The organism is Geobacillus thermodenitrificans subsp. thermodenitrificans DSM 465, assembly GCF_000496575.1.
Classification (GTDB): Bacteria; Bacillota; Bacilli; order Bacillales; family Anoxybacillaceae; genus Geobacillus; species Geobacillus thermodenitrificans.
On record NZ_AYKT01000024.1, the window covers coordinates 1 to 16,847 of the forward strand.

Consider the following 16,847-nt stretch of genomic DNA (forward strand, 5'->3'; position numbering starts at 1 on the left):
AAGCATTGGCCAATAAGGATGAGGCAGGTGTCTGGCAGCTAGCCGAGGCATCTGTTATTCGGTTCATATGAGAGTAAAGGGTGTCCCAAAATAACGGGACACCCTTTTTCATCGTCTATATGCGCTCAATGCATCGATAGAAGGAAGGCAACTTTTTTCGGACAGCCTTTTTTGCTATTTTTTCAGTACATCGTGGTCGACATACCGTTCGCCGTTCAGTTCGCTAATAACGTTAATGGCGACTTTGGCGCCGTCGCCGGCGGTGATGATCGTATGAACGCTAGTGCCCGCCACGGTGCCGGCCGCCCAAATGCCGTCGATGTTCGTTTTGCCGTTTTCATCGACGGCAATGACAGTTTTAATGCGCGGTTCGGTGGCTGGTTTCGTGCGCAGACCGATTTTTTCTGCCAGATCGGTGGCCACTCCGGTAGCGAAAATGACATGTTTCGCTTCATATGAACCGTTGTCGGTGTCGAGCCGGAATCCGCTCTCTGTTTTTTGAATGTCCGTCACTTGCGCTGTCACTAGGTTCGCACCAAACTTGGCCGCTTGTTTTTTGCCCGTTTCGATTAAATCGGGACCGCTGATTTCCGGGACGCCATAATGGTTTTCGATCCAAGCGCGCTTGGTGATGCTTTTATCATTGTCAAACACGATTGTTTTCTTGCCTGCCTTAGCGGTGAAAAGCGCGGCGCTCGCTCCTGCCGGTCCGGCACCGATGATGGCAATGTCGTACATGTTTACAGCCTCCTTTTGTTTGAATATTAACACTATAAACAGTGTAGCATAGTTGGAAACATAGTCCAAACGATTTGTTTTATAAAATGATATTTATTATCAAATTATATTTACTTTAAATAAAGTTGTGTGTATAATAGAAAGCAGAGGGGGATGACAAAGGAGAGAAGCACGAATGAGTAAAACGAAGATTTGTGAACAATGCCATCAGCCTATACGGCGGCTGAAGCATTCGTTGCTTTGTCAATGTGGAATGAAATTGGTTGTTCAAAAATAGTATGGTGAAAAAGGACGTAATAGTGTTCAAGTGGAAAACCGGCGAATGACGTCGGTTTTTTTTCTGTCCTGATTTTTGGCGGCGGCGAATATATAGAAATAAAACCGCATTTTTCACGAGGGTTGGTGCCACGAATGCACGACAAACGGGATTTAGGTGCCCGATTAGCCGCCTTTTACCACGCGTTGGTCGAATGGGTCGCACAAAAACGAAAACATTTTCCACTTTCATCCCGTGAAGAAAGCCGGGATCAGTTGCTTGCTTATTTATATATGAACGAGCATATGCCGTTAGATTTAATGGAGGCACTTGAAGAAGAGGGCTTGCTGCTCGTTGGGCAAGAATCTCATCTCATCGCGGCCATGGAACAGTTTTTGACTTATTTGCGCACGCCGTTTGATCGTAGGGAAGAGATCCGAAAGGTGAAAAGAAGAGAAGCGAAACGGCTGCTTGATGAACAGGTGGAAGCCATGTTTGGCCCACGGGGCCATTCCCGGCGGACACGCATCATGGTGACAATGGACGAAGCGTGGATCGATCATCCGGACATCGTGGAGCGGTTGCTTTTGTACGGCATGGACATTGCCCGTATTAATTGCGCCTACGGTTCGCCGGAAACATGGGAGACGTTGGCCGCTGTCATCCGTCAGGCGGAAGAGCGTTTGCAACAACAACTGTTGGGAAAGCGCTGCCGCATCTACATGGATTTACCGGGCCCGAAGATTCGGGTCGACCGTCTTGCCGTGAATACAGGACCGGTGAAGTTGGCAGTACAGAAAAATGAATATGGAGAGTCGGTTCAACCGTTGGTCGGTATCATTTCTTTCGACTCTTCCAACCTGTTTTCCCCGCTTCCTCATGATGTTTCGTTCATCTTGGAGTTGACGGCTGAAGAGGAAGCAGTTGTGGAACAAGGGGACGAACTGTTTTTCAATGATGTGCGTGGGAAAAAACGAAAATTGAAGGTGATGGAACAGATAGGACCGTCTTGTTTTAAAGTTCTGCTTTCGCGAACGGCCTATGTGCAAAATGGGATGAAATTGTGGGGCGGGTCGGTATCGTTTACTCTTTCTTCCACGTTGTTCATTCCGATGAAAGCACTTGTCAAAACTGGAACGACACTCTACATTTATTTCGATGAAGCCCAATTTGCGGCTGCAAAGGCCGAACAAGGCGTAAAGATGACAACCACATTGGCGAAAGCATGGCGCAACGTGCGGGCGGGAGATCGGTTGTATTTAAACGATGGCAAAATTTTAGCCAGGGTCGTCAAGGTTCATGAATGGTGCATCGAGGCAAAAGTCATTGCCGATGGAGGAAAGCAGAAAACGATCAAGCAAGGGACGGGCATTCATCTTCCTGACTCGTTCATCCAGTTGACCGTTCCGCGGCTTACCGACCGCGATCTTGAATTGATTCCGTTCATCGCTAAGCATGCCGATATGGTCGGACTGTCATTTGTCCATACACCTTATGACTTGCGGAAGCTTTATCGCTTGCTTTCAAAGCACGGGGCTTCTTCGCTCCCGGTGATTGCGAAAATTGAAACGAGGAAGGCGCTCCAAAACTTAGCCCGCATTTTGCTTGAAGGGTTAAAGCTCCCGGCGTTCGGTGTGATGATCGCCCGCGGTGACTTAGCGCTTGAAGTCGGATTTGAACATATGGCCGTCACCCAGCAAGAGATTTTGGCGCTATGCCGGGCGGCTCATGTTCCGGTCATTTGGGCGACGCAAGTGCTTGAACAGCTAGCGAAAAAGGGGATGCCAGCGCGTGCGGAAATCTCGGATGTATCGTTAGGGAAGCAGGCGCAATGTGTCATGTTGAATAAAGGAGCTCATATTGTTGAAGCTGTGCGGATGTTGGCTTCTTTATTGGAAAATGAAGAAGTGCAAAGCCTACATCGGTGGGAAGCAGTGACACATGACAAGGAGCTGCCAAACTTATTCGCTTTGTTGAACGAAGAGGAGTAAGAGGCGGGTACAGGCTTTCTCTTACTTGTATGTAAACTTATATAAATTAAAGATTAACAAAATGAGTGGTATCGTCAAAATAAAAACCAGCTGCAAAGGGGGGAAATGGGAAAGACGGCCTCTATTACCGGAATAGGGGCGGAAAAACCGTCGTCACGTCCATGTTCGCGCTGGCGCTTGAACGTCTTGGGATGAGCGTCAATTTGTTTAAACTGGGGTGGCTGAAGATGGGAAAGCGTTTGCGGAACCAGATTGGTGTCAACGCCTCCCGCTTCACTTCTGACGAAGTGTGAAGCGGGAGCTGGCGACTACCCACTCGTACGAACGTGCGAAGCACTCTTGCCTTCCATTGGCTAGAAATGCTATATGAGATGCTGAAGTCGGCAAAAAGGATTGATATGCGGCATCGAAATCGTCAAAGACCGAGCGACGAAAGCCGTTTTTCCGCGCACCGCAATGGTTGTGATTCGCATCATTCTTGAGGCGCGCCCAAGCGGATTGATCATCCGTCCGCTCGGTCTGGTATTGATGTTCATCCCGGTGCTCTCTATGAGTGAAGCAGAAGTGGATGAGGTCGTATGCATTTTGTTTGACTCGATCGCCTGTTTGTCAGAACAAGTGCGTGTAGAACTGATGTAGGCTGGGGCGGCTTGATAGTCGCCTGTTTCTTTTTGGGCGATTGGGTGCGAGCCTAAACAACGGGTGTTTATCATACATACAGTGAGACTAAGGGAAGGAGGGAAGAAAAGTGAACCATATCGAGATGGCCGATGCACGCGTTTGGCGCCCATGGGGCTTTGGGAGACCCTGGGGCTTTGGGCGACCGTTTGGATATCCGTTTTTTGGCTCGCCGTTTTTTGGAGGGTTCTTAGGCGGATTGCTCGGCAGCACATTGTTCCCGCCGTATTTCTATCCGTATTCGTATGGCCCGATTTGGTGGTGAAAAAAGGAGAAGGGGTTGGGCGGACAGCCCACCCTCTTTTTTTATTGTGTGCATATGAATAAAGTACCGCATTCTTATTCATGGAGGAAAGGAGAAAGAGAGATGCCATTTCCAGGTTTGTTGTTCGGTGCTCCTTTGATCGGCGGGTTTTTAGGTGGATTGATCGGTGGTGCCCTCACCCCGCGTCCGTTTTATCCGTACCCGCCATATCCGCCGTATCCACCGTATCCGGGCTGGTGGTATTAAAACGAGCCATGAAGAATAAGCATCCCGTCGGTCAAACAGGGATGCTTATTCGATGATTCCGGTGTCGCGAATCGTCACGTCGGCGGTGATACGGATCGGAAGTTGACTGTAATGCTTATAAAAATCGCGGTGGCGAAACTGGCGGTAACGGCTCGCGGCCAGATCACCGAAGCCGATCGGATCGATTTGCTTTTCTTGAAAACGACGGAGAAGCGCCTCCGTTTGCGAACGAATTTGTTGTTCAAACGTTTTTTCGACAGACCGGCGGACAGCGGACGTGAACGGCCCATGTTTATATTCGCGTACGATTCCTTCAAGAGCAATATGAACATGAATATGCGGACGAGTTTTTGGCCCTGAAAAGGAAATGGTCCGTTTTGTCGAGATATTTTTAATCGATACGTATTTTTTATTGTTTAATCGGACCGTATGGGTGCCTTCACTATAGCCGTCAGCTACGATTTTAAAGTAGAACATGTCACTTTGCCCAATTGTATCGACTACCCGATCGCCGCGAAAGAGAACAACGCCAATCACTTGTACATCTTCACCAACCCGGCGTATATAGGGTAAAAAAGGATCTTTTCCATCAGCATAGTACGTTTTTAAAAATAAATGTAAATTAGTTTTTGGCAAATCGCGCCGCTCTATATTTTGTTTTAGTAAGTTGGAGAGATAAATACCGTTTCCTTGCCGGCCGTAATTTCCTTCTAGCAAATGTTTGGCCGTCCCATCGACCACTGCTAAATACAGTCTCGTCCCGATGCTTGCATCGCGACGGAATTGATCGATAAAAGGAAAAATTCCTTGTTTGGCTAGTTGCTTTCCGTACAAGGCGATCTCAATGCTTCCACTGACGAGTGGCTCGGATGTTTTGTATTGTAGTTCTTCAAGCACGTCTTTCGCGGTGGAGGAAACCGTTGTCAACGTTTTGTTCGCTGTCTCCCCTCTTTTGTAAACGGGAATGACAATGGTTCCCCGAATTTTCTCTTTTCCTGCCTCATCAAATCCGACCGCACTTTCAATATTGATATCATCCAAAATTTCTTTGCGAACACAGCCACAAAGGAGGGCAACGGTGACCCCAATCAACAGAGCGGTCCGCATGCTCATACGTTTCCTCTCACTTTCTTTACGATATACGTGATGCCTGCGAGGCAAGGAATCCATATATAGAGAAAATAAAAACCGGCTCTGTTTAAAATGGTGTTGGCGAAATCGATTTCGGCGCGGTCGTCAATCCATAACGTACAGAAAAAACAAATCGTTGTAATGACTAGTAAAGCCATTTTTTGGCGAATCGAAAAAAGTTGTTTGCATATACGTGAAGAACACCATAAGCCTAAGCAGATGTTCGGCAAAATAATCAGCAGCCAGTTGGCGATGCCGATATATTCGAAGCGTTCAATAAACGGCAATTCAACCACTTTCCACATCATTAACGTCGGCCAAATTTGCCGCTGCAGTTGGTTTTCACTAAAGTAGGCCAACGTCAATATGGTAAGCAACGTATAAAACAATGTCGTCGTCAGTACGGCAGCATGCGCCCATTTGGCGGATTGCTTTCCGCCTTTTATAAAAGGGTAAAAGAACAAAACCGTTTCGTATCCGAGCATCGTCAATGTCATTTGCTTCGCTGCCTTCAAAATGGCTGAAGGGGAATGATCGAAGATCGGAAGTAACTGGTAAAAGTCGCTATAATCGAGGACAAACCAAAAGGTAAACACTAAATAGCTCGGAATGATCAGGCAAAAAAAGCAAATGCCGACAACGATCCGGAATCCGCCAAACGTAATGTATAAACAAAGAAGAAACAATGCGAGGGAAAATTCCCATGTTTTCAAGTCAGGAAACATCCATACTTGAACCACTTCGATATATGTGCTCAAAACGACAAACGGCATGATGGCAAAGTAAAGGACAAGCAATAACGAAAGGACTCCTCCAACCCAACGGCCGAAAAGGCGCTGATGAAGGAGGACGAAATCGCCATCTGCTTGTTGCAACAGCCAGTATATCAAGATGAGAATGAGATGGGACGAAGCGCCGGCCAGCAGGACGGAAATCCACGCATCATGTCCGGCGGTTTCCGCGATGATCCGTTGAAACCCGAGCACTCCGATACCGATTTGCATAGACATAATGATAAAAAAAGTCATGAAAGGTGAAACTTGTAGACGTTCGGCAACAGAAGCCATCGTCGTCCTCCTATCAGTTTTCACTCGTCGATGTCTCGTTTTTGTTTTGCCTTTTTCCCATCAAAGCGAATGGGCTGCTCGGTTCGCAATGTTTCCGGCCGTTTGGATTGGCTTGTAAACGGCAGGCGGACCAACGCGTCTTTTAAATCCCGCCAACGCGGCGGATATAAAGGGGAAAGGAACGGACGCCCGAGCGAAGTCAAGTAAAGCAGATGGGTCACGATAATACAAAAACAAAAGGCAACGCCAAGCAGCCCCCATATCTCGGCGAACAGGATAAATGGAAAACGCATCAAGCGAATCGTGTTCCCGATTTTATAAACGGGGGTAGTAAAGGAAGCCAATGCGGCGAGCGCCACTAAGATGAGCAAAACATTACTTGTCAAACCGGCCTCAACAGAAGCGGTTCCAATGACAATCCCACCGACGATACCGATCGTTTGGCCGACTTTTGTGGGGAGCCGTGCCCCGGCCTCCCTTAATAGCTCAATCGTCAGTTCGAGAAACAGCACTTCCAAAATAGGCGGGAACGGAATTTCCCTTCTCGATGTAATTAAGGTGCCGAGTAAATCTTTTGGAATCAATTCGTAATGATAGTTCAACGTCGCTACATACATCGGCGTAATCAAAATAGAAAAGGTGACCGAAAACAGGCGGATGAGACGGAAAAACGATGCGACCGTCCAATTGAGAAAGTAGTCTTCAAAGGATGAAAAAAATTCCACTAACGTCGTTGGACCGATCAATACGTGTGGCGATCCATCTACCATAATCGCCACTTTTCCTTCGGCCAGTACGGCAGCGACTCGGTCCGGGCGCTCCGTATCGAGCAGCTGCGGAAAGGGAGAGTGTCGATTGTCCGAAATGATTTGCACGATATAAGAGCTGTCAATGATCTCGTCAAATTCCACTTCCTCGATGCGCTGAAGAACCGTTTGGACGTTGTCGGGATTGGCAATGCCATCAATATAAACAACCGCCACTTTCGTTTTTGACAACGTTCCGACCGTTGTCATTTTGACCGTCAAACGGTCGATCGGAATTCGTTTGCGCAATAAAAATAAATTCGTTTCCAACGATTCAATAAACGACTCTTTTGGACCAACGACGCTAAATTCTACTTCGGGAACGGTGAGTGCACGCTCCAATGTTTTTTGCGCCTTTACGAGCAGCCCGGTTTCGTCCGTTTCATGAAGGCGGATGAATAAATATCCCTCGAGCAATTTTTCCTTCACATTATTAGGGTCGCTAGAAATATATGCATCGTCGATTGGAAGAGCTCGGTGGATCTCTTCTAAAGATGAAAATGGACAATGAAACAAGTAAGGAAAAATAGAGCGAGCAACAAATTCCATATCAACCATCGGCTCGACATACGACACCCATAGATAGAGACCGGCTGTATCGTTCCGGTACACTTTTGTTTGGAAATCCGTCGAGCTCCCTAATGTTTGCAGCGTTGTCCATACGGATGGAGGTGGAGCTGTCATCCCTCTCCCCCTTCGTGTTCAGAATTTCTGCTTTTCAGACGTGAAAGAGGATGTCCGCACGCAATAGCGGGCATCCCCGTTTGTTCCCTTCACTGCAGTTGATTTCCTTGATAAGGGAACTGGTTTGTATATCCTTGGAACTGTTGGTATGTTTGTTGAAGCTTTTGCGGATCGGCTGCTTCGAGCTTGTACCAACCTTTTTTGAACATTAAATTGAACAATTCACGCTGGCAATTTTGCGTTTCTGTAAAAATGTTCATCATATCTTGATATAACGGTTGGTTGCTCGCCTCATGCAAAAACACGCTGTAGGACAACGTCATATACTTTTCCGTCGCCAACATATCGTTCAAAAAGTCGCGCTCATTCATTTGCGGTGTTTTTGGCACTTGTGTTTCTGGATTTTGCACTTGTCTTGTGTTCATGCGACGCTCCTCCTTATTACATGACTGGCGGTTGCGGTGGGTTTTGTAAATGGCGCAAAATCATATTGTAATGGCGCTGATGCATTTGTCCGGCGCGCTCGATCGCCTGCGCCACCTCGGGATCGCGGCATTGCGAGGCGAAAAAGTGCGCTTTTTTGGCTGCCAGCAAATTCCACGACATCATATCGGAAAAATACATGGCGTCTTTCGATGACACCATTTGCGGCGGTTGCGGCATCGCCGTTTGTGGATTCATTTGTGGTTGCTGCTGCATCGTCTTTTGCTCCTTTCACTCATTGTTCGCTTGTAGATTATCCAGTGAGTGGAAAATTATACACAAATAAAAAATAAACAGCAGGGAAAAAACATATTCAATGACGTGAAAACGTGGTACAATAAAGATGTGAATGCGTTTTCAAACAAGGGGGCTTACAACTGTGGAGCAGCTGATGCGAGACTTTTTCTTGTTCCTGTCGAAAAATAAAACGTTGACGAAGTTGGCGAAGCAATACGGCCTCCGCTTCGGCGCTTCAAGATTTGTCGCCGGCGAAACGATTGATGATGCGGTGCGTGTCATCCGCCAGCTAAACGAAAAAGGGTTAGCTGTCACGGTCGACTATTTAGGGGAGTTTGTCGACAATGAGCGGGAAGCAAACGAGATGGCAAGGCACTGTCTTGAGGCGATTGAGGCGATTAGCCGGGAGAAATTAAATTCGCAACTGTCGTTGAAAATGACATCGATGGGGCTTGATATTTCCGATGACCTTGTGATGCGCAATATGCGCCGCATTTTAGATGTGGCGAAGCAGCGCGGCGTGTTTGTGACGATTGATATGGAAGACTACTCGCGCTGCCAAAAGACGCTCGATATTTTTAAACAGTTGAAAAAAGAGTACGATAACGTCGGCACGGTGCTGCAGGCGTATTTATACCGAACTGAAAAAGATATTGAAGATTTAAAGTCATACCGCCCGAATTTGCGTCTCGTCAAAGGGGCATATAAAGAATCGCCGGAAGTGGCGTTCCCAGAAAAAAAAGATGTGGATGAAAATTTTAAAAAGATCATTAAACAACATTTGCTTAACGGCAACTATACGGCGGTGGCGACGCATGACGACGCCATCATTGAATATACAAAGCAGCTTGTTAAGGAATACAACATTCCAAACAGCCAGTTCGAGTTTCAAATGCTATACGGCATCCGCCCGGAGCGCCAAATCGAGCTGGTGCGCGAGGGGTATACGATGCGTGTGTACGTCCCGTACGGAACGGACTGGTACGGTTATTTTATGCGCCGGCTTGCTGAGCGTCCGGCCAATGTAGCGTTCGTCTTAAAAGGGATTATTCGGAAGTAAGGGAGGCGGAGGGCGGCGGGAGTGCCGCCTTCGTTGGTACGATCGGCTTTGGCCGATGACTTCCCTGCGTTATGCATCAGAGGGGGACTAAACGCCGCCGGCGTTTAGTCCCCTTGCATATTGTGCTTTTTATACTGTTGGTTTTGGCTTGTCTGTTTGCCGCCGCCGTCCGCTTCAACCGTCGGGCCGGCGTTTCCTTTCACGCTTGCTGCGCTAACGCCGCCTTTTGACGGATTTTTTTTCAACCGAGCCATCACCTTCACCTCCTTTTCCTAGTATGAACAAAAACCGAGCTGCGATGTGGGAAAAAATATGCAGCAAATATATTGCGAAAATTAATAACATACTATATATTTAAGTGTAGAGAACGTTTTCACATTTATTTTTTTCACCGAAAAATGAATGACGGCTCATTCAATGGTGTAAGGGGGAACAGGAATGGTGAAACGCATTCGGCGCGCTGCTGTGCTTGGGTCTGGCGTCATGGGCTCGGGCATTGCCGCTCATTTGGCAAACGTCGGCATCCCAACGCTGTTGCTTGACATTGTGCCGCGGGAATTAACGAAGGAAGAAGAAGCGAAAGGATGGACGCTTGAGCATCGACAAGTGCGCAACCGTCTCGCCAATCAAGCGCTGCAAAAACTGTTGAAACAAAAACCAGCGCCGCTCATGGCGAAAGACAACATTGCGCTCATCGAAACGGGCAACTTTGAAGATGATCTCCATCGGCTCGCTGAAGTCGATTGGATTATTGAAGTCGTCGTTGAAAACTTAGACGTGAAAAAAAGTGTGTTGGCCCGCGTTGATGAAGTGCGGACGCCGGGAACGATCGTCAGCTCGAACACGTCCGGCATCTCGATTGCAGCGATGGCGGAAGGGCGTTCGGAGGACTTTCAAAAGCATTTTTTAGGCACGCACTTTTTCAACCCACCGCGTTATTTAAAGCTGCTGGAAATTATTCCGACCGAGCAGACAGACCCGGATGTCGTCGCCTATATGAAAACGTTCGCCGAGGAGGTGCTCGGCAAAGGCGTCGTCATGGCGAAAGATACACCGAACTTTATCGCCAACCGGATCGGCACGTATGGGCTGCTTGTCACGGTCCGTGAGATGATGGAAGGCGGGTATAGCGTCGGTGAAGTCGATTCGGTCACTGGACCGCTGATCGGACGGCCGAAAAGCGCAACGTTCCGCACGCTTGATGTTGTCGGACTCGATACGTTTGTACATGTTGCGAACAACGTGTACGAAAACGTCGAGGGAGAAGAAAAAGATGCGTTCCGCGTGCCGGAGTTCATGAAAGCGATGCTTGGAAACGGCTGGCTCGGCAGCAAATCCGGACAAGGCTTTTTCCTCAAACAAGGAAAAGACATTCTCGAGCTCAATTACATCACGATGCAATACGAACCACGCAAAAAGTTGGTCACGCCGGCGGTGGAGATGGCGAAGCAGGCAAAGGGTGCGTCCGCCAAGCTGCAAACGCTCGTGTACGCCGACGGTGACCGCGCAGGCACGCTTTTATGGAACATCATCGCGCCGACGCTTCTGTATACCGCTCAGCTCGTCGGTGAGATCGCTGATGACATCGTGGCGATCGACCGAGCGATGAAATGGGGGTTCGGCTGGGAACAAGGCCCGTTTGAATTGTGGGATGCGATCGGATTGGAACGGTCGGTGCGGAAAATGCAGGCTGAAGGGCGTGACATCCCGGCATGGATTACAAATATGCTTGCCGATGGCGCCACGGCATTCTATAAAACGGAGAACGGCCAATTGTTCTATTATGCGCCTGACGGCTATAAAGTAGTGGAAGAAAACGAAAAAATCGTTCATATCCGTCGTCTGAAAGAGACGCGCGGCGTCATCAAGAAAAACGCCGGCGCAAGCCTCATTGATCTCGGTGATGACGTGGCGCTCCTTGAGTTCCATTCACCAAACAATGCGATCGGCACCGACATCGTGCAAATGATCAACGAATCGCTTGATGAAGTGAACCGCAACTACAAAGGACTTGTCATCGGCAACCAAGGGAAAAACTTCTGCGTCGGCGCGAATCTCGCGATGATGTTGATGGAAGCGCAGGACGAAAACTTCTTTGAACTCGAACTGGCGGTTCGGCAGTTCCAGCAAGCGCTTCTCAAGATGAAGTACAATCCGAAGCCGGTCGTCGTTGCACCGTTTGCCATGACGTTAGGCGGCGGGGCGGAAGTGAGCTTGGCAGCTTCTCACATCCAGGCAGCGGCCGAGACGTACATGGGGCTTGTGGAAGTCGGCGTCGGTTTGATTCCGGGTGGCGGCGGCAACAAGGAGTTGTACATCAAACGGTTGAACAGCCTGCCAAACGGTGCGGATGTCGATTATGTTAAAGTGGCTGCCAAAACGTTTGAAACGATCGCTATGGCGAAAGTGTCGACGTCAGCGGCTGAAGCGCGTGAGCTCGGCTTCTTAAACAGCCACGATGGCATTACGATAAACAGCGATCATCTTCTTTACGAAGCGAAACAAGCGGTGCTCGCCTTATATGAAGACGGCTATCGCCCGCCTGTAAGGAAGAAAGTGCCGGTGGCCGGCGAAAGCGGCTATGCCGCCATGTTGCTTGGCGCGCAATCGATGTTCCATTCCGGCTACATTAGCGAGCACGATTTGAAAATTGCCAAAAAGCTGGCGTACGTCTTGGCTGGCGGCAACGTGCCATACGGAACGGAAGTGGATGAACAATACTTGCTCGACCTTGAGCGAGAAGCGTTTTTAAGCTTGATCGGCGAGCCAAAGACGCAAGCGAGAATGCAACATATGCTTGTCAAAGGAAAACCGCTCCGCAACTAAGGCGGACGAATGTTGAGGGGGGATTGGCGTGAGAGAAGCGGTGATTGTCGCAGGAGCGCGCACACCGGTCGGGAAAGCGAAAAAAGGGACGCTCGCTCATGTGCGGCCGGATGATTTAGGAGCGCTTGTCGTCAAAGAAACGCTAAAACGAGCAGGAAACTATGACGGGAATATTGATGATTTAATTATCGGCTGCGCCATGCCGGAGGCGGAGCAAGGACTCAATGTCGCCCGCAACATCGGGGCGCTCGCCGGTCTGCCGTATACCGTGCCGGCGATCACGATCAACCGGTATTGTTCGTCCGGTTTGCAGGCGATCGCCTATGCAGCTGAACGGGTGATGCTTGGTCATTCCGATACGGTCATCGCCGGCGGGGTCGAATCGATGAGCATGGTCCCGATGATGGGTCATGTCGTCCGCCCGAATGCCCGCTTGGCGGAAGAAGCGCCAGAATATTACATGTCGATGGGGCATACGGCCGAGCAAGTGGCGAAAAAGTACGGCGTCAGCCGTGAGGACCAAGATGCGTTTGCTGTGCGCAGCCATCAGCGGGCGGCGAAAGCGCTGGCCGAGGGGAAATTTGATGAGGAAATCGTACCGGTAGAAGTGACGGTGCGCAAAGTAGAAAACAACAAACTCGTCGAAGAGAAAGTGGTCTTTACGCAAGATGAAGGGGTGCGCCCGGACACGAACATGGAGACGCTCGCGAAACTGCGCCCGGCGTTTGCCGTCAACGGCACGGTCACGGCGGGCAACGCGTCGCAAATGAGCGACGGGGCCGCGGCGGTGATGGTCATGGATCGCGAAAAAGCAGAATCGCTCGGCTTGAAGCCGCTTGGCAAGTTTCGTTCGTTCGCCGTCGCCGGCGTGCCGCCGGAAGTGATGGGGATCGGTCCGGTCGCGGCTGTGCCGAAAGCGTTGAAACTGGCCGGTCTTGAGCTGTCCGATATCGGCCTGATCGAGTTAAACGAAGCATTCGCGTCTCAATCGGTCCAAGTCATTCGCGAGCTTGGTCTCGATGAAGAGATCGTCAACGTCAACGGCGGGGCGATCGCGCTTGGCCATCCGCTCGGCTGCACGGGCGCGAAGTTGACCTTGTCCTTGCTTTACGAAATGCGGCGCCGCAACGTCCAGTTCGGCATTGTCACGATGTGCATTGGCGGCGGCATGGGGGCCGCAGGCGTCTTTGAACTGCTGTGATGTGAAGTCAATAGAAAATCCAGCGGGCGGCGCTGCCGCCCGGGTAATCACACGATAGTTGGGGGAGGAAAATAAACAATGGCAAAAACGGTCGAAAATGCGATTCAAGGCGGCAGCTTTTTAATTGAGGACATTCCGGCGGAGCGTGTGTTTACGCCGGAAGATTTCACCGATGAGCATCAAATGATCGCCAAGACAACGGAAGAGTACGTCAACAACGAAGTGCTTCCACAGCTCGAGCATCTCGAAAACCATGAGTTTGATCGCTCGGTGAAACTGCTTCGCAAGGCGGGCGAACTTGGGCTGTTGAGCGCCGACATCCCGGAGGAGTACGGTGGGTTAGGACTGGACAAAGTGAGCTCTGCCATCATTGCCGAACATATGGCGCCGGCCGGCGGTTTCGCCATTTCGCACGGGGCGCACGTCGGCATCGGATCGCTGCCGATTGTCTTGTTCGGTACGGAAGAACAAAAACAAAAATATTTGCCGTATTTAGCGACTGGAGAAAAGATTGCCGCTTACGCTTTAACCGAACCGGGCTCCGGTTCCGACGCGCTTGGGGCAAAAACGACGGCGAAATTGAACGCCGAAGGGACGCATTACATTTTAAACGGTGAAAAACAATGGATCACCAACTCCGGCTTCGCTGATGTATTTGTCGTTTACGCGAAAGTGGACGGCCAGCATTTCACCGCGTTCATCGTCGAGCGCGACTTCCCGGGCGTCTCAACCGGTCCGGAAGAAAAGAAAATGGGGATTAAAAGCTCGTCAACAAGGACGCTCATTTTGCAAGATGTGCCGGTGCCGAAAGAAAACGTGCTCGGTGAAATCGGCAAAGGCCATGTCATCGCCTTCAACATTTTGAACATCGGCCGCTACAAACTCGGTCTCGGGGCGGTCGGCGGGGCGAAACGGGCGCTTGAAATCACGCTGAAATACGCCAACCAACGCCAGCAATTCAAGCGACCGATTTCGAAGTTTACGCTGACGCAAGAAAAATTCGCGACGATGGCAGCGCGGCTGTACGCGGCGGAAAGCTCCGTCTACCGCACGGTCGGTTTGTTCGATGAACGGATGGGCTTGCTTGATGCGGAAAAAGCGAAGGACGGCAAAGAAATTGCCAAGTCCATCGCTGAATATGCGATCGAATGCTCATTGAACAAGTTTTTCTCCACTGAAGTGCTCGATTACATTGTTGATGAAGGGGTACAAATTCACGGCGGCTACGGCTTTATGCAAGAGTATGAAATCGAGCGCGCTTATCGCGATTCGCGCATTAACCGCATTTTTGAAGGGACGAATGAAATCAACCGCCTGCTCGTGCCGGGCATGTATTTGAAAAAAGCCATGAAAGGCGAGCTGCCGCTCTTCCAAAAAGCGCAACAGCTGCAAGAAGAGCTCATGATGATGACGGCCGAGGAACCGGGTTCAGGGGTGCTTGAGCAAGAGAAATATTTGGTGCGCAACGCGAAAAAGATCGCTTTGATGGTCGCTGGCTTAGCGGTGCAAAAATACGGTCAACGGATCGAGGAAGAACAAGAAGTGCTTGTCAATATCGCTGATATCGTTTCCAACATTTATGCGATGGAATCGGCGCTTTTGCGCACAGAAAAAGCAATTCAAGCGAGCGGGGAAGAGAAAAACAAGCAAAAAGTGTTGTATACGCAAATTTTCTGCCAAGAGGCGTTCAATGAAATCGAAGCCCATGCGAAAGAAACGCTCGTTGCCGTGGAGCAAGGCGACACGCTTCGGATGATGCTCGCCGCTCTCCGTCGGTTGACGCGTCATACCCCGATCAACGTGATCGCGAAAAAACGCGAAGCGGCTGCAGCCCTCATTGAAGCAGAACAGTATATTGTGTGATAATAGGAAGTACCAGGTTTGTCCTGGTACTTCTTTCTGTCAGAAGCAGGTAGCAATGGTTCGGAAAAATGGGGACAGCCGATCAATTGTTTCCGTTAACAGTTCTAGAGGAGGGACGGACATGGCGTTGACGTTGTATTGGTATCCGAAATGCGGGACGTGCCGGAAGGCGAAGCGGTGGCTTGATGAGCACGGGATCGAGGTGCAAACGGTGCATCTTGTCGATGAGCCGCTGACGAAAGAGGAGCTCGCCCGCTTGCACCGTCAAAGCGGATTGCCGCTTAAAAAATTTTTTAACACAAGCGGGATGAAATACCGCGAACTCGGATTAAAGGACAAGCTTAACGACGCATCGGAAGAAGAGATGCTTGAATGGCTTGCTTCGGACGGGATGCTAGTAAAACGGCCCATTTTAACGGACGGCGAACGGGTTGTTGTCGGGTTTCGCGAGCAAGAGTACGAATCGTTTTTCGCCGGACGCCTGTCGGCAGAAAGATAAAAAATTTTAATAAAATGCGACGAACTCGGTGAGTTTTTGTCCAAAATCGGTTATGATGAAAAAGGAGATAATTTGTCGCAATGGAGGGATTCCATGAACACGCCAAAAGAACTTCGCTATTCAAAAGAGCATGAGTGGGTGCGCGTCGAAGGAGACAAAGTGCGCATCGGCATTACCGATTTTGCCCAATCAGAGCTTGGCGACATCGTGTTTGTTGAGCTGCCGGAAGTTGGAACGGAAATTACGGCGAATGAGCCGTTTGGTAGCGTCGAATCGGTGAAAACCGTCTCGGAACTGTATGCGCCGATCAGCGGCACGATCGTCGAAGTGAACGAATCGTTAAATGACAATCCGGAATATGTGAACGAATCGCCGTATGAAAAAGCGTGGATGATTGTTATTGAACCGAAAGATTTAAGCGAAGTCGACAACTTGTTGACGGCTGAACAATACGCGGCGATGGTGAACGAAGGATAAACGTTCCTGCAATCTTCGCCCCCGATCCGGACACCCTATACATACCGGAACTTGATTGAAAAGGGGGGCTCCCGATGGCGCTGCAATCAACGCGCATCGATATTACGGACCGGGTGACCGGCAAGCTGAACGGCCGCTCGCTGGACTTGTACGAGGAAGGCGAGCTCATCGGACGTCTTCCTCTTCCGGCAGCGGGCGTTCAGTTGAAAAACGGGTATACCGAGCAGAACGGAAAAATCTATAAAGATGTGACCGCTACCGTTGAACCGGATCAAAAATATGTCGATTGCGACGGGGAGGCGGGTTGGTGTTGAAAGGCAACGGTGGATGGCCGTTGCT

At 49.7% G+C, this 16,847-nt stretch carries 17 protein-coding genes and 2 pseudogenes; 12 read left to right on the top strand and 7 right to left on the bottom strand.

The genetic code is table 11. The annotated features are described in order from the left end of the window. Window positions 1-174 precede the first annotated feature (174 nt). On the bottom strand, window positions 175-738 hold the full coding sequence (locus tag DSM465_RS0116455; RefSeq protein WP_011888151.1) for an FAD-dependent oxidoreductase: 564 nt from the start codon (window positions 736-738) through the stop codon (window positions 175-177). Between the two features lie 411 nt (window positions 739-1,149). On the opposite strand from DSM465_RS0116455, the gene DSM465_RS0116460 reads away from it, so the two are divergent. From DSM465_RS0116460 to DSM465_RS19660, 5 genes and pseudogenes are all read left to right on the top strand, one after another. Next, on the top strand, window positions 1,150-2,985 hold the full coding sequence (locus DSM465_RS0116460) for a pyruvate kinase (protein WP_035498658.1): 1,836 nt from the start codon (window positions 1,150-1,152) through the stop codon (window positions 2,983-2,985). A 140-nt stretch (window positions 2,986-3,125) separates the two neighbouring features. Further along, window positions 3,126-3,253 (top strand): annotated as a pseudogene (locus DSM465_RS20210) (dethiobiotin synthase); the annotation flags it as partial. A 113-nt stretch (window positions 3,254-3,366) separates the two neighbouring features. Then, window positions 3,367-3,624 (top strand): annotated as a pseudogene (locus tag DSM465_RS0116465) (adenosylmethionine--8-amino-7-oxononanoate transaminase); the annotation flags it as partial. Window positions 3,625-3,733: 109 nt separating this feature from the next. Continuing rightward, window positions 3,734-3,928, top strand: coding sequence for a hypothetical protein (locus DSM465_RS0116470; RefSeq protein ID WP_008880254.1), 195 nt, complete (start codon window positions 3,734-3,736; stop codon window positions 3,926-3,928). A gap of 102 nt (window positions 3,929-4,030) precedes the next feature. Next, window positions 4,031-4,174, top strand: a complete 144-nt coding sequence (locus DSM465_RS19660) for a hypothetical protein (protein WP_008880253.1) — start codon at window positions 4,031-4,033, stop codon at window positions 4,172-4,174. A gap of 45 nt (window positions 4,175-4,219) precedes the next feature. Here DSM465_RS19660 and DSM465_RS0116480 read toward each other — a convergent pair whose 3' ends face one another. From DSM465_RS0116480 to DSM465_RS0116500, 5 genes are all read right to left on the bottom strand, one after another. Continuing rightward, window positions 4,220-5,287: a Ger(x)C family spore germination protein gene (locus DSM465_RS0116480; protein WP_011888147.1), complete on the bottom strand. Its 1,068-nt coding sequence runs from the start codon at window positions 5,285-5,287 to the stop codon at window positions 4,220-4,222. After that, window positions 5,284-6,372: a GerAB/ArcD/ProY family transporter gene (locus DSM465_RS0116485; RefSeq protein WP_011888146.1), complete on the bottom strand. Its 1,089-nt coding sequence runs from the start codon at window positions 6,370-6,372 to the stop codon at window positions 5,284-5,286. Before DSM465_RS0116485 ends, DSM465_RS0116480 begins: the two co-directional genes overlap by 4 nt. 20 nt (window positions 6,373-6,392) lie before the next feature. Further along, entirely contained in the window at window positions 6,393-7,862 is a 1,470-nt protein-coding gene (locus DSM465_RS0116490) for a spore germination protein (protein WP_029761817.1), read from the bottom strand. Window positions 7,863-7,951: 89 nt separating this feature from the next. Next, complete coding sequence (locus tag DSM465_RS0116495; protein ID WP_008880249.1) at window positions 7,952-8,287, bottom strand: spore coat protein; 336 nt, start codon at window positions 8,285-8,287, stop codon at window positions 7,952-7,954. Between the two features lie 16 nt (window positions 8,288-8,303). After that, the gene (locus DSM465_RS0116500; RefSeq protein ID WP_008880248.1) at window positions 8,304-8,561 is read right to left on the bottom strand and encodes a hypothetical protein; all 258 of its coding nucleotides are present in this window, start codon (window positions 8,559-8,561) and stop codon (window positions 8,304-8,306) included. A 163-nt stretch (window positions 8,562-8,724) separates the two neighbouring features. Between DSM465_RS0116500 and DSM465_RS0116505 the strand changes: the two genes are divergently transcribed. After that, the gene (locus DSM465_RS0116505; protein WP_029761818.1) at window positions 8,725-9,642 is read left to right on the top strand and encodes a proline dehydrogenase family protein; all 918 of its coding nucleotides are present in this window, start codon (window positions 8,725-8,727) and stop codon (window positions 9,640-9,642) included. 104 nt (window positions 9,643-9,746) lie between these two features. Here the strand turns inward: DSM465_RS0116505 and DSM465_RS19145 are convergent, their stop codons facing one another. Next, complete coding sequence (locus DSM465_RS19145; protein WP_008880246.1) at window positions 9,747-9,896, bottom strand: YuzL family protein; 150 nt, start codon at window positions 9,894-9,896, stop codon at window positions 9,747-9,749. 184 nt (window positions 9,897-10,080) lie between these two features. Between DSM465_RS19145 and DSM465_RS0116515 the strand changes: the two genes are divergently transcribed. The 6 genes from DSM465_RS0116515 to DSM465_RS0116540 all read left to right on the top strand — a co-directional run bounded on the left by DSM465_RS0116515 (window position 10,081) and on the right by DSM465_RS0116540 (window position 16,822). After that, window positions 10,081-12,468, top strand: a complete 2,388-nt coding sequence (locus tag DSM465_RS0116515) for a 3-hydroxyacyl-CoA dehydrogenase/enoyl-CoA hydratase family protein (protein WP_029761819.1) — start codon at window positions 10,081-10,083, stop codon at window positions 12,466-12,468. Window positions 12,469-12,496: 28 nt separating this feature from the next. Further along, complete coding sequence (locus tag DSM465_RS0116520) at window positions 12,497-13,669, top strand: acetyl-CoA C-acetyltransferase (RefSeq protein WP_008880243.1); 1,173 nt, start codon at window positions 12,497-12,499, stop codon at window positions 13,667-13,669. A 78-nt stretch (window positions 13,670-13,747) separates the two neighbouring features. Next, complete coding sequence (locus DSM465_RS0116525; protein WP_008880242.1) at window positions 13,748-15,532, top strand: acyl-CoA dehydrogenase family protein; 1,785 nt, start codon at window positions 13,748-13,750, stop codon at window positions 15,530-15,532. Window positions 15,533-15,653: 121 nt separating this feature from the next. Then, window positions 15,654-16,031 (top strand): arsenate reductase family protein, encoded by a 378-nt coding sequence (locus tag DSM465_RS0116530; RefSeq protein ID WP_029761820.1) that lies wholly within the window; start codon window positions 15,654-15,656, stop codon window positions 16,029-16,031. 93 nt (window positions 16,032-16,124) lie between these two features. Continuing rightward, a complete protein-coding gene (gene gcvH, locus DSM465_RS0116535) occupies window positions 16,125-16,508 on the top strand; it encodes a glycine cleavage system protein GcvH (protein ID WP_008880240.1) in 384 nt (127 codons plus the stop codon). A gap of 74 nt (window positions 16,509-16,582) precedes the next feature. Continuing rightward, window positions 16,583-16,822, top strand: a complete 240-nt coding sequence (locus DSM465_RS0116540; RefSeq protein ID WP_008880239.1) for a YusG family protein — start codon at window positions 16,583-16,585, stop codon at window positions 16,820-16,822. The last annotated feature ends 25 nt before the right edge of the window (window positions 16,823-16,847 follow it).

What these genes read in the sequence shown, in the direction of transcription:
- DSM465_RS0116455 (WP_011888151.1), bottom strand. Translation starts at nt 738, where the DNA reads ATGTACGACATTGCCATCATCGGTGCCGGACCGGCAGGAGCGAGCGCC.
- DSM465_RS0116460 (WP_035498658.1), top strand. Translation starts at nt 1,150, where the DNA reads ATGCACGACAAACGGGATTTAGGTGCCCGATTAGCCGCCTTTTACCAC.
- DSM465_RS19660 (WP_008880253.1), top strand. Translation starts at nt 4,031, where the DNA reads ATGCCATTTCCAGGTTTGTTGTTCGGTGCTCCTTTGATCGGCGGGTTT.
- DSM465_RS0116480 (WP_011888147.1), bottom strand. Translation starts at nt 5,287, where the DNA reads ATGAGCATGCGGACCGCTCTGTTGATTGGGGTCACCGTTGCCCTCCTT.
- DSM465_RS0116485 (WP_011888146.1), bottom strand. Translation starts at nt 6,372, where the DNA reads ATGGCTTCTGTTGCCGAACGTCTACAAGTTTCACCTTTCATGACTTTT.
- DSM465_RS0116490 (WP_029761817.1), bottom strand. Translation starts at nt 7,862, where the DNA reads ATGACAGCTCCACCTCCATCCGTATGGACAACGCTGCAAACATTAGGG.
- DSM465_RS0116495 (WP_008880249.1), bottom strand. Translation starts at nt 8,287, where the DNA reads ATGAACACAAGACAAGTGCAAAATCCAGAAACACAAGTGCCAAAAACA.
- DSM465_RS0116500 (WP_008880248.1), bottom strand. Translation starts at nt 8,561, where the DNA reads ATGCAGCAGCAACCACAAATGAATCCACAAACGGCGATGCCGCAACCG.
- DSM465_RS19145 (WP_008880246.1), bottom strand. Translation starts at nt 9,896, where the DNA reads ATGGCTCGGTTGAAAAAAAATCCGTCAAAAGGCGGCGTTAGCGCAGCA.
- DSM465_RS0116515 (WP_029761819.1), top strand. Translation starts at nt 10,081, where the DNA reads ATGGTGAAACGCATTCGGCGCGCTGCTGTGCTTGGGTCTGGCGTCATG.
- DSM465_RS0116525 (WP_008880242.1), top strand. Translation starts at nt 13,748, where the DNA reads ATGGCAAAAACGGTCGAAAATGCGATTCAAGGCGGCAGCTTTTTAATT.
- DSM465_RS0116530 (WP_029761820.1), top strand. Translation starts at nt 15,654, where the DNA reads ATGGCGTTGACGTTGTATTGGTATCCGAAATGCGGGACGTGCCGGAAG.
- gcvH (WP_008880240.1), top strand. Translation starts at nt 16,125, where the DNA reads ATGAACACGCCAAAAGAACTTCGCTATTCAAAAGAGCATGAGTGGGTG.
- DSM465_RS0116540 (WP_008880239.1), top strand. Translation starts at nt 16,583, where the DNA reads ATGGCGCTGCAATCAACGCGCATCGATATTACGGACCGGGTGACCGGC.